The following is a 16,595-nucleotide window of genomic DNA, read 5'->3' as shown; positions in this document are numbered from 1 at the left end:
CCGCGCGTCGCGCGGTACGCAGCGAATAGACGGAAAGACGGGCTTCGGCCCGTCTTTTTTTGTTTAGACTAACAACATCACCCGGCCGCGCCGGAAACGCCTGCATCAGGAGTTGTCATGCCCCACACTCACTACACCACGCTGATCTCTGCCGCGAATCTCGCGGAACGGCTCGCCGCCGCGCCGGGCAGTGTGCTGATCTTCGATTGCCGCTTCGACCTGGCCGATACCGGAGCGGGCCAAACGGCCTACGCCGATGGGCATGTCGCCGGTGCGCATTACCTGCATCTCGACCGTGATCTGTCCGGACCGAAGACCGGCAGCAACGGGCGCCACCCATTGCCGGACCGCGCGAAGCTTGTCGAAACGCTGGCTGGATACGGACTGCAGCAAGGCCAGCAGGTCGCGGCCTATGACGCACAGGGCGGCATGTACGCGGCGCGCCTATGGTGGCTGCTGCGCTGGCTCGGCCATGACTCGGTCGCCGTGCTCGACGGCGGCCTGCAGGCCTGGCAGGCCGCGGGCCAGCCACTGACGCAGGATGTTCCAGCAAAAACAAAGGGGAATTTCGCTGCGGGCGCACCGCTATCGGTGACCGTCGACGCGGCTGCCGTGCAACGCAACCTGACAACACGAGAACGAGTCGTAGTCGACGCCCGCGCGCCGGATCGCTATCGCGGTGAAAACGAAACACTCGATCCAGTTGGCGGACACATTCCAGGCGCGTTGAATCGATTCTTCAAGGACAACCTGACCGCCGACGGCCGCTTCAAGCCGGCGCACTCTTTGCGCGAGGAATTCGGTGCGCTGCTGCCAGGCACTGCGCCTGATCGCGTGGTATTGCAGTGCGGCTCGGGGGTGACGGCATGCCACAACGTGCTGGCCATGGAAATCGCCGGGCTGCACGGCGCAGCGCTTTACTCTGGCTCGTGGAGCGAATGGAGCGCGGATCCGTCACGCCCGGTAGCGACGGGACCCAACCCGTAAGCCACGAACGGGAAATCGCCATCGTCTGTCAGCAGTGGCGATTTCCCTGCATTCGACCTCACCATAGCGGCAAGGCCCAACTCGCGCTACGCCGCTCAGGCAACTCCGTGCTGCTTGAACCAGACTAGCGCCCGGCGCCAGCCGTCCTCGGCATCGGCCTTGCGGTAGCTCGGCCGGTAGTCCGCAAAAAACGCATGACCCGCATTGTCATACACGACAAATTGTGATCCGCTTGCTGGCGGCGGATCCTTCGCGAGCGCCTGCTTCATCTGTTCGAGCGAGTCCTGCGTGATGCCCGGGTCTTGCCGGCCATAGAGGCCAAGGACGGGCACACGCAGATCAGCGGCATGATCGATCGGATTAGTGGGCATCGTCGCCGTAGGCTGGCCAACGACCCTGCCATACCACGCGACGGCTGCCTTCACGTGAGGGTTGTGCTCCGCGTAGAGCCAGGTGATACGCCCGCCCCAGCAAAAACCGTTGATGCCAACACGATTCAGGTCGCCGCCATGCTCGCCGGCCCACGCAACCGTCGCGTCGAGGTCGGTCATCACCTGCTGGTCGGGCACCTTGCTGAGCAGCTGATCGCTCAGCTGCTGGATGGTTGGGTACACCGTCGGGTCGCCCTGTCGCACGAACAGATCAGGCGCGATGGCAAGATAGCCGAGCCTGGCAAAGCGCCGACATACGTCGGCGATGTGCTCATGCACGCCAAACGCTTCGTGGGCCACGATGATCACCGGCAAATGGGTCTTGCCCATGGGCTGCGCGCGATACGCAGGCACGATGGTGCCTCCCGAATGCACGGCGATCTCGCCCGCTTCGAGCCCTTCTGTACCGGTGTGGATGGTTTGCGCGGAGACCGGCAAGACGGCCGCGGCAAAACCGGTGCCGAGAGCCGCCTTGATGAACCTGCGGCGATCAAAAGGAATATGAGGCACCAGACTGTCGACTTCAGGTTTCAGCATGGGGGCTCCTTCAATGAACGGTGAGGCGGAGGCAACATGATACGACCGCCCACCGCCGCTCCGCAGAACCCGAACCGCCTGGCTGAATCAATGCAGCTTGACGCGCGGCAGCGTCGTGCGACGCAGCCAGTGTGCGAACGTGTCGAGCACCATCCGCGCATAACCATGCAGCGCAGCAATGTGCAGACGATAGAGCGACATGTACATGAAGCGTGCGAACAGCCCCTCGATCAGCATGTTGCCGCCGATCACGCCGCCCATCAGATTCCCGACCGCACTGAAATGCCCCAGCGACACGAGCGAGCCGAAGTCGCGATAGGTAAATTCAGGCAGCGGCCGGTTCTCGAGTTGCGCCGCGAACGCCTTGAGCAGAAAGCTCGCCTGCTGATGCGCCGCCTGGGCACGCGGCGGCACGTTGCGTTCGTTGCCGGGCCACGCGCACGCGGCGCAGTCGCCCAGCGCGAAGATGTTGTCGTCGATCTCGGTTTGCAAAGTACGGCGCACTGACAACTGACCCAGCCGGTTGACCGGCAGTCCGTCGAGCTGGCTGAGAATTTGCGGCGCCTTGATGCCGGCGGCCCACACGGTAAGGTCGGCGCGAACCGTCTTGCCGCTTGCCGTGCGCACGAGGCCCGGCGCGACTTCCGCCACCGTCTCGCCGATCATCAGCTTGACGCCGAGCTTCGTCAGAAGTTCGGCCGTAGCCGTCGACACGCGTTCCAGCAATGCCGGCAGAATCCGCGGACCCGCCTCGATCAGCACGATGCCCACGTCATGGCGCGGGTCGAGCTTGTGCAGCCCGTAGGCGGACAGTACCTGCGCCGTGTTGCGCAACTCCGCTGACAGTTCGACGCCCGTTGCGCCCCCGCCGACAATGGCAACCTGGATGCGCGGCTCGGTCGAAACCGATGCATCAGATTCGGATTCGACGCGCTCGTGCACCTGATGCTCCGCGCGCATGCAGGCCGCGATCAGACGTTTGCGAAAGCGTTCGGCCTGGTCGACCGTGTCCAGCGCAAGCGAATACTCGGGGGCGCCTTTGACGCCGAAAAAGTGAGTCGTGCTGCCGATCGCGATCACGAGCGTGTCGTACTCGAGTTCGCGCTGAGGAAGGAGTTCGGCGCCGTCATCGTCGAAGACGGGCGAGAGCGAGATGCGTTTTGCCGCGCGGTCGAGGCCCGCCAGTTCGCCCTGCTGAAACTCGAAGCCATGCCAGCGTGCCTGAGCCGCGTATTCGAGTTCCTGCGTAAAGGGGTCCATGCTGCCCGCCGCGACTTCGTGCAGCAGAGGCTTCCAGATGTGAGTAGGATTGCGGTCGACGAGCGTCACCTGCGCACGCGCCGCACCCTTGTTCCTTTGCGATCCATAGCGATTGCCTAGACGTGTCGCCAGTTCCAGCCCACCTGCGCCCCCACCAACGACGATAAAACGATGCATCGGGACTCTCCGTAGTTGACGATCGGTTGTGCGTCCGGACGGCATCAATTGCACGCGTATCTGCCGTCCCCCACAGATTGTCAGCGAGCAGTGCGCATTCTCACAAGTCGTCAATACGCATGTGTGACATGCGCACGACGATATCCGCCCGTGTCAACGGGATGACTTGCATGACCTCAATGCGCTTCTTCCCAGTTCGCACCCGCGCCCACTTCGGCGACAAGCGGCACCTTCAACCGGGCCACGCCGCACATCAACTCAGGTAAGCGCTTGCGAACATCGGATAGTTCGCTGTCCGGCACTTCGAGAATCAGTTCATCGTGCACCTGCATGATCATCCGCGTGCCGATGCGCTGTTTCTCGATCCAGTCCTGCACCGCAATCATCGACATCTTGATCAGGTCGGCCGCCGTGCCCTGCATCGGCGCGTTAATGGCAGCCCGTTCGGCAGCCTGACGGCGCGGTCCGTTGCCGCCGTTGATTTCAGGCAGCCACAGACGCCGTCCAAATACGGTTTCGACGTAGCCCTTTGCCTTCGCGCTCGTGCGCGTTTCGTCCATGTAGCGCGCGACGCCCGGATAGCGCTGGAAATAGCGGTCGATGTAGAGCTTGGCCGCATCGCGCGTGATCCCGAGGTTCGACGCGAGACCGAACGAACTCATCCCGTAGATCAGGCCGAAGTTGATGACCTTGGCGATACGCCGCTGATCGCTCGATACCTCGAGGGGGGTGACGCCAAACACCTCCGCAGCAGTCGCCCGGTGAATATCTTCCCCCTGCGCGAACGCGCGCAACAGCGATTCGTCGCCGGAGATGTGCGCCATGATGCGCAATTCGATCTGCGAATAATCCGCTGACACGAGCTTGTGGCCAGGCGGCGCGATAAACGCCTCGCGAATGCGCCGGCCTTCCACCGTGCGAACTGGAATGTTCTGGAGATTTGGATCGTTCGATGCAAGACGTCCCGTGACGGCCACAGCCTGCGCATAGTTAGTATGCACGCGGCCGGTCTGCGCATTCACCATGCGCGGCAGCTTGTCGGTATAGGTCGATTTCAGCTTTGACAACCCGCGATGTTCGAGCAGCAGCTTCGGCAAGGGGTAGTCTTCGGCGAGCTTTTGCAGCACTTCTTCATCGGTGGACGGAGCGCCGCTCGGCGTCTTCTTGACAACCGGCAACTGGAGCTTCTCGAAGAAGATCTGACCGATCTGCTTCGGCGAGCCAAGATTGAATTCGCCGCCAGCCAGCGTGTAGGCCTCGGTTTCGAGTTCGACAAGACGCGTGGCGATCTCACCGCTTTGCACGCGCAGCTTTTCGGCATCGATTAGCACGCCCGTGCGCTCCATCTTGCGCAACACGCGCGAGGTCGGAATCTCGATGTCGCGATAGACGTGCTCGAGGCCTTGCTCCGCCGCGATCTGCGGATACAGCACCTGGTGCAGACGCAGCGTGATGTCGGCGTCTTCCGCCGCGTACTCCGCCGCCTGCGCGAGCGCCACTTCGTCGAAGCCGATCTGTGCCGCGCCCTTGCCTGCGACATCTTCGTACTTGATGGTCTTCAGGCCGAGATGACGCAGCGCGAGGCTGTCCATATCGTGCGTGCGATGCGACTCCAGCACATACGACTGAAGCAGCGTGTCGTGCTCGATGCCGTTCATTTCGATGCCGTAGTTCGCGAGCACCTGTTCATCGTATTTCAGATGCTGACCGACCTTCTTTTTGTCGGCACTTTCGAGCCAGGGTTTCAGCTTCGCAAGCACTTCGTCGCGCGGCAGTTGCACCGGCGTGTCCGGGCCGCGGTGCGCAACCGGGATATAGGCGGCACGCCCCGTTTCGGCGGAGATCGACAGCCCGACCAGTTGCGCCGTCATCGGATCCAGCGACGTGGTCTCCGTATCGAACGCGGTTATTTCCGCTGCGTCGAGCTTCGCGAGCCATGTGTCGAACTGCTCCCACGTCTGCACGGTGTCGTACTGGTGGCCGCCGTCGATGGTCGGCGCAGGCGGCACGTCGGTCTGCGGGCCTTCGACCACGTCCTCAATCTCTACCTCGCGCAGCCACGTCTTGAAGCCATGCCGCGCGAAGACATCGCGCAGCTCGTTACGCGATTCATCACGCGTGGCGAGCGTTTCCTCGATCGACGCGACATGCTGGGTCAGATCGCAGTTCGTATCGACGGTGACGAGTTTCTTCGCCAGCGGCAGGAAATCGAGCGCGCGGCGCAGATTGTCTCCTACCGCACCTTTGATTTCGTCCGCGTGTGCGACGATGTCATCAAGCGTCCCGTATTGCGTGAGCCACTTGATCGCAGTCTTGGGCCCGCACTTCTCGACGCCCGGCACGTTGTCGACGGTATCGCCGATCAACGACAGATAATCGACGATCCGCTCCGGCGGCACGCCGAACTTGGCGAGCACGCCGGCACGGTCGAGCGTTTCGTTCGTCATCGTGTTGATGAGGGTGACATGATCCGTCACGAGCTGTGCCAGGTCCTTGTCGCCCGTCGAAACGATCACGTTCATGCCGCGCTTTTCGGCGGCCTTGCTGAGCGTGCCGATCACGTCGTCGGCTTCCACGCCTTCGATCATCAGAAGCGGCCAGCCGAGCGCGCGCACTGCGACATGGATCGGTTCAATCTGCTTCGCCAGATCGTCGGGCATGGACGGCCGGTTGGCCTTGTACTCCGCGTACCAGTCGTCGCGAAACGTCTTGCCTTTGGCATCGAACACGCACGCGCTATACTCTGCCGTGACTTCCTTGCGCATGCGGCGCAGCATGTTGATGATTCCGTAAAGCGCTCCCGTTGGTCCGCCGTCGGGACCGCGCAGATCAGGCATAGCATGGTAGGCCCGGTACAGATAACTCGAACCGTCCACCAACAGCAGGGTCTTACCTTCCAGCTCGTTTCCCACGATTAGTTCTTCAGGCATTATGGACAAGAGAAAAGTGATTCCGAGTCTGCGATCACTCGCAGATCAAGAGCGCGCGACGGCCAAGAAGGCTCGCGCATCGTGGCAAATGTTCACGATTATGGCAGAGTTTATTGAGGCAACCGAGTACCTCTCGGAGATCCGCCCGGCTGTCAGCATCTATGGTTCCGCACGTCTGAAACCGAACTCACCGTACTACAAACTCGCCACGGTGATTGCGCGCAAGCTCTCCGATGCAGGCTTCGCCGTGATCTCCGGCGGCGGTCCCGGCATCATGGAGGCGGCCAACAAGGGCGCTCATGCAGGCAAGGCGCCTTCGGTCGGCCTGAACATCGAACTGCCTCACGAGCAATCGGGCAACCAGTGGCAGGACATCTCGCTGCGCTTTCGCCACTTCTTCACGCGCAAGGTTACGTTCGTCAAGAACTCCGACGCGGTGATCGTCATGCCAGGCGGCTTTGGCACACTCGATGAACTCGCTGAAGTCCTCACGCTGATCCAAACCAAGAAGTCGCGCCATGTGCCGATCATTCTGGTGGGCGCCGAATTCTGGAAGGGCCTGCTCGCGTGGTTCCAGGCTTCGCTGGTGCCGATGGGCCTCATCAATCCGGACGACATGAATCTGATGCAGGTCATCGACGATCCGGACCAGGTGCTCGAAGCCGTCCTCGCGTTCTACGAAGACCGCGATGAAGGCGAGCAGCCGCCGTCGAAGTCCGACGAAGACCGGATGTTCTATCTGTGATCCTGCGACGGGCGGCTCGCGTGCCGCCCGGTTCGCTGATACCCGACCGGTATCAGAGGCCGGTCAGACGGGCCCTGCCTGCGACTCCAGCCAGCGGCAAAATTGCGCGACGAGCGGCGCCTCGGCCACTTCACGCCGGGCCACCCACCAGTAGCCGCGCACATCGATCCGTGGGCCATCCAGCGGCAACACGAGCCGCCCGGAAGCCAGTTCGTCGGACAAGAGTGGTAGCGGCCCCAACGCTACGCCGAGACCATCGACCGCAGCCTGTAATGCCAGATAGAAGTGGTCGAACGACTGCTTCTTCCTGCATTTCGCCTTCACACCTGCCGCGGCCAACCAATTGCGCCACGCGTCCGGACGCGTGTCCGAGTGCAGCAACACGTGTTTCGCGAGATCGTCAGCGACGACGATTGGAGAGCGTTGCAGCAAGGCGGGGCTGCACACCGGAATTTCCGTCTCGTCCAGAAAGTGGCCGCTCGCGCAGTTGGGCCAGTGAGCCGGGCCGCGCCTGACCGCGACATCGAAACTCTCCAGCGTCTCCACCGGTGCGTTCGACGTCGCCAGCCGCAACTCCACGTTCGGGACCATGCGCTGGAACTGGCTCAGACGCGGCAACAGCCACTTCATCGCGAACGTCGGCAGCGCGTTGACGCGCAGCACGTGCACCACGCCCGTATCGCGCAACTGCTCGGTAGCGACGGCGATGCTGTCGAAGGCCGCCTGAACGGTCGCCAGGTAGCGGCGGCCGTCGTCGGTCAGCCGCACGCGCTTGCCGTTGCGATGAAACACCTGCACGCCAACCCACGCCTCGAAAGCCGCGACCTGACGGCTGATTGCACCGTGAGTCACATGCAGTTCGTCGGCGGCGGCCGTGAAGGTCTCATGCCTGGCAGCGGCTTCGAAAGCACGCAGCGCTGGAAAAGGAGGAAGTTTGCGCTTCATCCTTGTGATTCTAGATCACAAGCCATTGGTGAAAAAATCGTTTTGCCGCGCAACAGATCGGCGCTACGCTCGACAGCCTGAAATCACTACGGCTTTCGAACATGGATCACGACACCACCGCCATAGACCTGGCGCGGACACCCAGCCTCGGGGAACTGTTCCGGGGCTTTCTCGGCCTTGGCCTGATCTCGTTTGGCGGCGCACTGCCACATGCTCGGCGCGCACTCGTCGAAGAGCGGCGCTGGCTTTCCCCTGCCGAATTCACGGACCTGCTGGGTCTGTGCCAGTTTCTGCCGGGTGGCAATGTCATTAACCTTTCAGTTGCCGTCGGCATGCGTTTTCGCGGCTTGCCCGGCGCACTGGCAGGCATTCTTGGGTTGATCGCCGGGCCTTCGCTTGTCGTCATCGGCCTTGGCGTGCTCTACGAGCGCACGCAAGACGATCCGCACGTGCGCCACCTGTTTGCTGGCCTCGCCGCAGCCGCGGCCGGGCTGCTGGTCGCGATGTCGCTAAAGATCCTGCTGCCGCTGCGCCGCGATCCGGCCGCAGCGACCATCGCCGCGATCGGGTTCATCGCAATCGCGATCCTGCGCATTCCGTTACTGCCGACCATGCTCGTCCTCACGCCGCTGAGCATCGTCGTCGCCGCGAGGGCCGCACGATGACTGACACGCTGGTCTCACTTGCGCTGATCTTCAGCCAGTTGTCGTTGCTGGCGTTCGGCGGGGGCAACACAATTCTTCCGGAGATGCAGCGGCAGGTCGTCGACGTGCATCGCTGGATGCCCGCCAGCGAGTTCAGCGCGCTCTTTGCCCTGGCGCAGGCGGCTCCCGGACCGAACATGATGGTCGTGACGCTGGTCGGCTGGCATGTGGCTGGCTGGGCCGGGATGCTGGTGACGTCGCTGGCGAAGTTCGGACCGTCGTCGATCGTGACGATCCTCGCACTTCACGCATGGGAGCGCTTCAAGGACCGTCCCTGGCGACGCATCGTGCAGAAAGCCCTGGTGGCGGTAACCGCCGGGATCGTCACGGCGAGTGCGGTGCTGATCGCTCGCGCATCGGACGCGACGTGGATCGCCTGGCCAATTACCGCCGGGTGCGCACTGCTTGCCTGGCGCACGCGCATTCATCCACTCTGGCTGCTGGCGGCCGGCAGCCTGATCGGGCTGACCGGTTTCGGACAGTGATATCGCGGCGCGACCGCGCGGGCCTTACTGGAAGGCCACCTCAGCAAAGCTGCGCAGCTTGCGGCTATGCAACCGATGCAGCCCGTTGGTGCGCAGAATCTCCATCGCCTTCACGCCGATCTGCAAATGCTGATCGACCTGCGCGCGGTAGAACTGGTCGGCCATGCCGGGCAGCTTGAGTTCCCCGTGCAGCGGCTTATCCGACACGCAAAGCAAAGTGCCGTAAGGCACGCGGAAGCGGAAGCCGTTCGCCGCAATCGTCGCGCTTTCCATATCGAGCGCAATCGCACGGCTTTGCGACAGGCGCTGCACCGGTTCGCGATGATCGCGCAGTTCCCAGTTACGGTTGTCGACGCTTGCGACCGTGCCCGTGCGCATGACCCGCTTCAGTTCGACGCCATCGAGCCTCGTCACCTGAGCGACCGCGCGCTCGAGCGCAACCTGCACTTCAGCGAGCGCCGGAATCGGCACCCACAGCGGCAGATCGGCATCGAGCACGTGATCCTCGCGCACGTAGCCGTGCGCAAGCACGTAGTCGCCGAGCCGCTGCGTATTGCGCAGACCCGCGCAATGACCGAGCATGATCCACGCATGCGGACGCAGCACCGCGATGTGATCGGTGATCGTCTTGGCATTCGACGGCCCGACGCCGATGTTGATCATCGTGATCCCGCTTCCGTCGGCGCGCTTCAGGTGATATCCGGGCATCTGCGGCAGACGCGGGGGCGCATGGCCCTCGTCCTGCTGCTCGCCGAGATTCGCGTTGTATGTGACCACGTCGCCCGGCTCGACGAACGATGTGTATTCGCTGCGATACGCGCGCAACTCTTCGTCATCGGTGTGGGCCATCATCGTGCGGCCCAGCTTCACGAATTCGTCGATATAGAACTGATAGTTCGTATAAAGCACGTAGTTCTGCACGTGCGTCGGCGAGGTCGCCGTGTAGTGCCGCAGACGATGCAGCGAGAAATCGACCCGCGCCGCCGTGAAAAGCGCCAGCGGATGCGGCTCGCCCGGCGGCGGTTCGTACGTGCCGTTGACAATGCGATCGTCCAGCAGCGCGAGATCCGGCGTGTCGAACACGTCGCGCATGGCGAGCAGCCGGTCGCGGTCGAGGTCGCCTTCCAGGTGGATGCCTTCTGCAAAAGCGAAGTGAATCGGAATCGGCTGGTCCGAGACGCCGACTTCTATCGCGACATGATGATTCTTTGCGAGCAGCCGCAGCTGTTCGCGATAGTAGTTGCCGAACAGGTCGGGGCGCGTCACCGTGGTCTCGAACACGCCCGGACCGGCGACGAAGCCATACGAGCGGCGCGAATCGACATGCGTGTTGACATCCGTGCGCACGCGCACGAAGGGATAGCAGGCGCGCACCCGGCGCTCGAACGGCTCGTTGCGGCGGTAGCGCGCGAAGGCGTCGCGCAGGAACGATGTGTTCGCTTCGTAGATGGCGGACAGGCGCGTGACGGCGTCGGTGGCGTCGTCGAAGGCCTCGGTCGGGAAGTCGTTGGCAGGCGTCTGCACAGTGCGCCGTTTCGTGTCGTAATTCATCTTCAATCGCCTCATTCGATGAAACGACATTACCACGGAACCACGACGCATTGATGGGGTGGCGTGCATACATCAGCGGCACGGTGTTTCGCTGCAGCCGGCGCGAAAGCAGCGCAAAATAAGGCGATGACGCCCTTCTATAAGGTCGGATTTGCTAGAATCTGGGCATCCAATCGGAGAATTACCATGAAGCCGCTCCTTCCCGTCGCCGTCGCGGCGATGCTTGCCTTCGGCGGCGTCGCGCTGGCCGCGCAGCCCGCCGACGACGCACAGGCTGCCGCAGAGGCCCAATCTGCGAACGAACGGGCGGGCCTGCCGGATCTGAAAGCGATCAACCGTCCGGCTGCGCAAGTCAGCTCGAAAGTCGAAATCAATCAGCCGCGCACGCCGAGCTTCTACGAGCGCAGCGCCAATGGCACGGAAATCACCGAATACCGCGACAAGGGCAAGCCGGTCGAGATCGACGTGCGTTCGAACTTCGGCACGCACTATCAAATGAGCCCGCCGCTCGAGACGTCGCCCGCCGTGCGCGACAACGGCCGTCCGAGCACGCGCCTGCCGTCGGTGAATCTGCACTACTGATCCGATGACGTGGCGTAGCGCGCAGCTACTACGCCACCTGCCTGCATGCCGGGCGTGCCTTGCGCGCGCCGGTTATCGCCGTGTTTGCCGCAGTTGTTTTAGCGCTGGCCGCACGCGCCAGCCCAACCAACCTGATTCGACCTTCCCGCATGGCCGTCTTTACCGCTGTCACCGACACCCAACTCGCGCACTGGATGCATCATTACGATCTCGGCGAAGTCGTCGATTTTCGGGGCATCCAGTCTGGAATCGAAAACAGCAACTTCTTCCTGACGACCACGCGCGGCGAATTCGTCCTGACGATCTTCGAAAAGCTGACAGCGCAACAACTGCCTTTCTATCTGGATCTGATGCGCCATTTCGCTGCGCACAAGGTGCCAGTGCCGGACCCGATGCCTCGCGACGACGGCGCGCTGTTCGGCACGCTGCACGGCAAGCCCGCCGCGATCGTCACGCGCCTTGAAGGCGCGCCCGATCTTTCGCCACGCGAAGAACACTGCGTGGAAGTCGGCCAGATGCTGGCCCGCATGCATCTGGCGGGCCGCGATTTCCCGCATTCCCAGCCGAACCTGCGCAGCCTCGCGTGGTGGCGCGAAACCGTGCCGTCGGTGCTGCCGTTCCTGACAGACGCCCAACGCGAACTGCTGACCTCGGAACTTGCGCATCAGCAAGCCTTCTTTGAGTCCGACGACTATGCTGCGCTGCCCGAGGGCCCCTGTCACTGTGATCTGTTCCGCGACAACGTCCTGTTCGCGCATGCGCAACCGGGCAGCGGTCACGAAGTGCGTCTCGGCGGCTTCTTCGATTTCTATTTCGCGGGCTGCGACAAGTGGCTGTTCGACGTCGCCGTGACGGTCAACGACTGGTGCGTCGATCTTGCGACGGGCAAGCTCGATATGCCGCGTGTCGAAGCGATGCTGCGCGCGTACCAGACCGTCCGTCCATTCACCCCAGAGGAAAACCGCCACTGGGGCGATATGTTGCGCGCAGGCGCCTACCGTTTCTGGATATCGCGCCTATACGACTTCCACATGCCCCGTGCGGCCGAACTGCTGAAGCCACACGATCCAGGCCATTTTGAGCGCATCCTGCGCGAACGCCTGTCCGGCGTTGCACTCCCTGGCATTCATACCCCATGCAACTGATCGAAGTCCCCGCGAAGACCGGCTATGTGTGGTTCCGGCAGGGTATCTGGCTGTTTCGCAAGAACCCGCTGGCCTTCCTGACGCTGTTCTTCACGTATCTGCTCGCGATGATGCTCGTCTCGCAGATCCCCGTGGTCGGCGCGTTTCTGCCGCTCGTGTTCATCCCCGGCGTCGCCGTCGGCTTCATGGCGGCTTGCCGCGACACAATCGCCGGCAAGCCGGTGTTTCCGACCATCCTGGTCGACGGTTTCCGCTCGTACGGCGCCGGCGTGGCGAAACGGCTCGCGATACTCGGTGTGCTGTACGTGGTCGCGATGGCCCTCGTGCTGGCTGGCTCGGCGCTCGCCGACGGCGGCATGCTGCTACGCGCGATGATCGGCAGCGCGGCAATGGAACCGCAAGCGATCGCAAACAGCGACATCCCGCTCGCCGTGCTGGCGGCGTTTGCGTTCTACATCCCGGTTGCGATGCTGTTCTGGTTCTCGCCGGTACTCGCCGCATGGCACGACGTGCCGGTGGCCAAAGCGATGTTTTTCAGCATCGTCAGCTGCTGGCGGAATCGCGGCGCCTTCATTGTCTTCGGCGCCCTTTGGTTTGCGATGGCGATTACGGTTTCGCTGGGCCTGTCGGCGCTGATGCAGGCGCTCGGTGCGACCGACTACTCGTTTGTCGTGCTGATGCCTGCGACCATCGTCGTCACCACAATGCTTTATTGCTCGTTCTACGCGACCTATCGCGGATGCTTCGGCATTCCCGAAACGACTGACGCACCGACCAAGCCGGTCGACTGACGCCTGCGATCCGGCGCAGGCGGCGCTTTAACGTTCTTGCACCGCCTGCGTTCTCTCCCCTGTTCGCCGGCTTTCCTTCCCATCGATGCAACCGCTCCCGCGCCTCGTCAACGCGCTGCAATCGGCGCACAATGCTTAGTGCGCAATTCATTTGCACGCACTTTCTGGACGACACGCACCATGACCCAACGCCCGGCTCTCCCCTTCACGCTAGACGAACAGCTTTGCTTCGCGCTTTATTCAACTTCGCTTGCGATGACGAAGGCGTACAAGCCCATTCTCGAGCGGCTGGGACTGACATACCCGCAATATCTCGCCATGCTGGTGTTGTGGGAGAGTGACGACATCAGCGTGAAGGACATGGCCGCGCGCCTGAATCTCGATCCCGCCACCGTCACGCCGCTGCTCAAACGGCTCGAGTCGCAGGGCTACGTAGAACGCGCAAGAGGCACGGAGGACGAACGCATCGTCTATATCCGGCTGACAAAGGCTGGTGCGGCGCTCAAACGCTCCGCCCGGGAAGTGCCCGCGGAAATCTTGTGCGCGACCCAGCAGACGCCCAAATTCCTCCTCAGATTACGCGACGATCTGACGAGCCTGCGTACCACCCTCAACGACTACATCGACCAGTAGAAATCACACCCGCGCAGCGCCGGCTATCGACGCGATGCGCAATTTAATTTGCACACAAATGATTTGTGCACTATCTTAACGACATGCCGATTCGACGGCGTCCGCCACAAGTGTGGCATTTACTGAAAAAGGAGCAGCAACATGAGCATTCTTTACACGGCAACGGCAACCAGCACCGGTGGGCGTGATGGCCGTGCGGTTTCGTCGGATAAGGTACTTGATGTGAAACTGGCTGCCCCGCGCGAACTTGGCGGCAACGGCGCAGAAGGCACGAATCCGGAACAGCTGTTCGCAGCTGGCTATTCGGCGTGTTTTCTCAGTGCAATGAAATTTGTCGCCGGACAGCGCAAGGAGGCGATTCCGGCTGACACGACCGTAACGGGGAACGTCGGCGTCGGTCCGAACGACAAGGGTGGCTTCGCACTCGACATCGAACTGCGCGTCTCACTGCCGGGTCTTTCGGCTGAAGCAGCTCGTGAACTCGTCGATGCAGCTCATCAGGTCTGCCCCTACTCGAATGCCACGCGCAACAACGTAGCCGTGCGCCTGCAGATCGCCTGAGGCTGCTGGACGGACGGGACGGCCGGTTACGCGTAGTAGACGCGCATCAGACACGCAACACGCCGGTACGTATTGCCTGAGCAGGCAACGCTGACCGGCGGCGTCGATGGCTGGAAGCGCGGGAACGCTTTTCAAAAGCCTCAGGACTGGCGCGGCGACGTGGCTTTCGGAACTGATCTGGCGGGATTTTTACTTCATGGTGCCGCACCATCATCCTGGACTGGCCGATGGCGCGCTATTCAAACCCGAGTTCGACGCGATCCAGAGGGAGACCGGCAAGCATGCCGACGGTGCGTTTCCCGCATGATACGAAGGGAGCGCCGACTTTCCGCTGAAGGCGATTCGACGCCGACGGACACTTCATCAAGCGTTATCTGTGCAACTCGCCAACGTGCCACCGAAATGGATTCACGCCATGATCGGCTGGCGCCGAGCAGCTGGCGACACTCGGGGGGACGCTGGGAAGGAACTACCTGCCACCGATCATCGACCATGCCGAAGCGCGGCAACGAACACTGGCCCGCTTCGGTAAATGACGTGATGCTGTGGTACTACGTGATGCTGCTCAGTATCGAGCCAGGTGGACTTAGCGCTGGCTCATCCACGCCGGGCGGAGCGCGTTTGCTTCGCGATCCAGCTTGCGCATGCGGAATTCGAGATCGTACAGATCAGTCGCTTCCGACAGATAGGCGTCGCTACGCTCTTTGGCGATCTGCTCAGGGGATTTCGTGAGAAACAGGAACAGGCGGCTCAGCAGGTACATGATCAACCTCCGGGATAGAGTGACTAGGCGTTTCACCTAGTGGATAACCCTTATTATAGGGAAAACCCTAGTAACTTTCCAGCCCCATTCAGTCCTGCTGTTGCAACATTCCGACAGGCTTCCCGCTATGCCCGCCGCGCCGCCACCGGCACGACCTCAAGCGGCTCGGCTGCGCCCAGTCGCCGCTGATACCGGAGGAATTCCCAGGCCCGCGCACTGGCATCTGGCCCTTTCGAAGAGTGGAACGGCACTGCATCGTCGCCGCCACTCCACTCGTGGCCCAGTCCCTGCACACGACACAGCCGCACGATGCGCCGGCCCCCCTTGATGTAGTCGCGCGTCACTACGCCGGCCTTTCGTTCTTCGCGAACTTCGCCGCTGCGCCGCTCACCTTCTGCATCGACCAGCCCATTCAGGCGCGCGAATTGAAGGGCCAGTTGCTCCGCGTTCTCGGGCGACACGACGTGATCCGCGTCGCCATGAAAGATGATTGCCGGCATGCCCGGATAGCTTCTCACGTCGACGGCAGCGTCGATCAGCGCCGCCGGTTCGTGGCGCGTGCCTCGCCGCATCACATCCATACCGGCAACGCCAGAGCGGGCCTCGCCAAACGCCGGTCCGGAGTGCAGCGCGACCGCCGCGAACCGGTTCGGATGGTGAACCGCCAGCAACGAAGCCAGTCCCGCACCCGCAGACAGACCGGCCAGATACACCCGCCCGGCGTCGAATTCATAGGTGGCGACGAGCGCATCGACGAGGGAAACGACCGCCCGCGCCTCCGCACCTCCCGCGCGGTCGCTAAAGTCGTACCAGTGCCAGCAGCGATGAGCGTGAACGTGCTTCGACTGCTCCGGATAGACGACAGCGAAGCCGTAGCGGTCAGCCAGCAGATTCATCCGCGTGCCTTCCGCGAATTCGTCGATGGACTGCTTGCAGCCGTGCAGCATCACGACGAGCGGCATGCCGGCAAGCGCATGGCCCGACGGGACGTACAGACCATAGGACAGGTGATTGACGAGACGCCCCGGCGCCGCAGGCGCCGAATGGAACGAACGAGCCCAGTTGCCGCTCGCCCATGCCGCGGCGCGCGGACGCACGCGCGATTCGCGCGCGCCCGGACGAGGCGTTTCGCGCCTGGTTTTCGAGCGCAACTTGGCCGCGGGTTTTGCAACCGGTCGCGCCGGTCGTGCTGCAGCGCGTTTCAGTGTGTCGCGTGCTAGTTCAGTCTGGGCGGCAAACAGGCGCTTGAGCCCACCTAGCCATAGTTTCGTCAGACTTTTTGCCATTCCATAACCTCGCAAAAAGGGGACCGTTCCCGGCCAGAAATCGCCGGATAGTTGTGCAATGCACAATAACACCAATCTGGAT

General features: G+C 62.6%; 16 protein-coding genes and 1 pseudogene. 10 read left to right on the top strand and 7 right to left on the bottom strand.

Annotated elements, in window-relative coordinates; genetic code table 11:
- Positions 1-117 precede the first annotated feature (117 nt).
- Positions 118-987 (top strand): sulfurtransferase, encoded by an 870-nt coding sequence (locus B0G77_RS32055; RefSeq protein ID WP_133665888.1) that lies wholly within the window; start codon positions 118-120, stop codon positions 985-987.
- 95 nt (positions 988-1,082) lie between these two features.
- Here B0G77_RS32055 and B0G77_RS32050 read toward each other — a convergent pair whose 3' ends face one another.
- The 3 genes from B0G77_RS32050 to polA form a co-directional block, all read right to left on the bottom strand.
- Entirely contained in the window at positions 1,083-1,955 is an 873-nt protein-coding gene (locus B0G77_RS32050) for a dienelactone hydrolase family protein (RefSeq protein ID WP_133665887.1), read from the bottom strand.
- Between the two features lie 87 nt (positions 1,956-2,042).
- Positions 2,043-3,392 (bottom strand): NAD(P)/FAD-dependent oxidoreductase, encoded by a 1,350-nt coding sequence (locus tag B0G77_RS32045; RefSeq protein WP_133665886.1) that lies wholly within the window; start codon positions 3,390-3,392, stop codon positions 2,043-2,045.
- A 176-nt stretch (positions 3,393-3,568) separates the two neighbouring features.
- Positions 3,569-6,322, bottom strand: a complete 2,754-nt coding sequence (gene polA / locus B0G77_RS32040; protein WP_133666961.1) for a DNA polymerase I — start codon at positions 6,320-6,322, stop codon at positions 3,569-3,571.
- Between the two features lies 1 nt (position 6,323).
- Here polA and B0G77_RS32035 point away from each other — a divergent pair, with 1 nt between their 5' ends.
- Positions 6,324-7,067: a TIGR00730 family Rossman fold protein gene (locus B0G77_RS32035; protein WP_133665885.1), complete on the top strand. Its 744-nt coding sequence runs from the start codon at positions 6,324-6,326 to the stop codon at positions 7,065-7,067.
- A gap of 63 nt (positions 7,068-7,130) precedes the next feature.
- On the opposite strand, the gene B0G77_RS32030 is transcribed toward B0G77_RS32035, so the two are convergent.
- Entirely contained in the window at positions 7,131-8,012 is an 882-nt protein-coding gene (locus B0G77_RS32030) for a transcriptional regulator GcvA (protein WP_133665884.1), read from the bottom strand.
- Between the two features lie 101 nt (positions 8,013-8,113).
- Here B0G77_RS32030 and B0G77_RS32025 point away from each other — a divergent pair, with 101 nt between their 5' ends.
- Both B0G77_RS32025 and B0G77_RS32020 read left to right on the top strand, forming a co-directional pair.
- Entirely contained in the window at positions 8,114-8,677 is a 564-nt protein-coding gene (locus B0G77_RS32025; protein ID WP_133665883.1) for a chromate transporter, read from the top strand.
- Entirely contained in the window at positions 8,674-9,201 is a 528-nt protein-coding gene (locus tag B0G77_RS32020; protein ID WP_133665882.1) for a chromate transporter, read from the top strand. Before B0G77_RS32025 ends, B0G77_RS32020 begins: the two co-directional genes overlap by 4 nt.
- Before the next feature lie 24 nt (positions 9,202-9,225).
- Here the strand turns inward: B0G77_RS32020 and B0G77_RS32015 are convergent, their stop codons facing one another.
- Entirely contained in the window at positions 9,226-10,752 is a 1,527-nt protein-coding gene (locus B0G77_RS32015) for an AMP nucleosidase (RefSeq protein ID WP_133665881.1), read from the bottom strand.
- Positions 10,753-10,938: 186 nt separating this feature from the next.
- Between B0G77_RS32015 and B0G77_RS32010 the strand changes: the two genes are divergently transcribed.
- The 6 genes and pseudogenes from B0G77_RS32010 to B0G77_RS45625 form a co-directional block, all read left to right on the top strand.
- The gene (locus B0G77_RS32010; RefSeq protein ID WP_133665880.1) at positions 10,939-11,334 is read left to right on the top strand and encodes a hypothetical protein; all 396 of its coding nucleotides are present in this window, start codon (positions 10,939-10,941) and stop codon (positions 11,332-11,334) included.
- A gap of 149 nt (positions 11,335-11,483) precedes the next feature.
- Positions 11,484-12,479, top strand: a complete 996-nt coding sequence (locus tag B0G77_RS32005; RefSeq protein WP_133665879.1) for a homoserine kinase — start codon at positions 11,484-11,486, stop codon at positions 12,477-12,479.
- On the top strand, positions 12,470-13,270 hold the full coding sequence (locus B0G77_RS32000) for a BPSS1780 family membrane protein (protein ID WP_133665878.1): 801 nt from the start codon (positions 12,470-12,472) through the stop codon (positions 13,268-13,270). The genes B0G77_RS32005 and B0G77_RS32000 overlap by 10 nt, the downstream gene beginning before the upstream one ends.
- 180 nt (positions 13,271-13,450) lie before the next feature.
- Positions 13,451-13,903 carry a MarR family transcriptional regulator gene (locus B0G77_RS31995; RefSeq protein WP_133665877.1) on the top strand — a complete coding sequence of 151 codons (453 nt, stop codon included), beginning with the start codon at positions 13,451-13,453 and terminating at the stop codon, positions 13,901-13,903.
- A gap of 141 nt (positions 13,904-14,044) precedes the next feature.
- Positions 14,045-14,464 (top strand): organic hydroperoxide resistance protein, encoded by a 420-nt coding sequence (locus B0G77_RS31990; protein WP_133665876.1) that lies wholly within the window; start codon positions 14,045-14,047, stop codon positions 14,462-14,464.
- A gap of 148 nt (positions 14,465-14,612) precedes the next feature.
- Positions 14,613-15,000: pseudogene (locus B0G77_RS45625) on the top strand (FAD-binding domain-containing protein); the annotation flags it as partial.
- 50 nt (positions 15,001-15,050) lie between these two features.
- Here the strand turns inward: B0G77_RS45625 and B0G77_RS31980 are convergent.
- The gene (locus B0G77_RS31980; RefSeq protein WP_133665874.1) at positions 15,051-15,227 is read right to left on the bottom strand and encodes a DUF3563 family protein; all 177 of its coding nucleotides are present in this window, start codon (positions 15,225-15,227) and stop codon (positions 15,051-15,053) included.
- Between the two features lie 125 nt (positions 15,228-15,352).
- Entirely contained in the window at positions 15,353-16,513 is a 1,161-nt protein-coding gene (locus B0G77_RS31975) for a PHB depolymerase family esterase (protein WP_133665873.1), read from the bottom strand.
- Positions 16,514-16,595: the final 82 nt, after the last annotated feature.

Source organism: Paraburkholderia sp. BL10I2N1 (assembly GCF_004361815.1).
Classification (GTDB): domain Bacteria; phylum Pseudomonadota; class Gammaproteobacteria; order Burkholderiales; family Burkholderiaceae; genus Paraburkholderia.
Note: the sequence above shows the minus strand (reverse complement) of the source record. Positions and strands in the feature narration are given on the sequence as shown.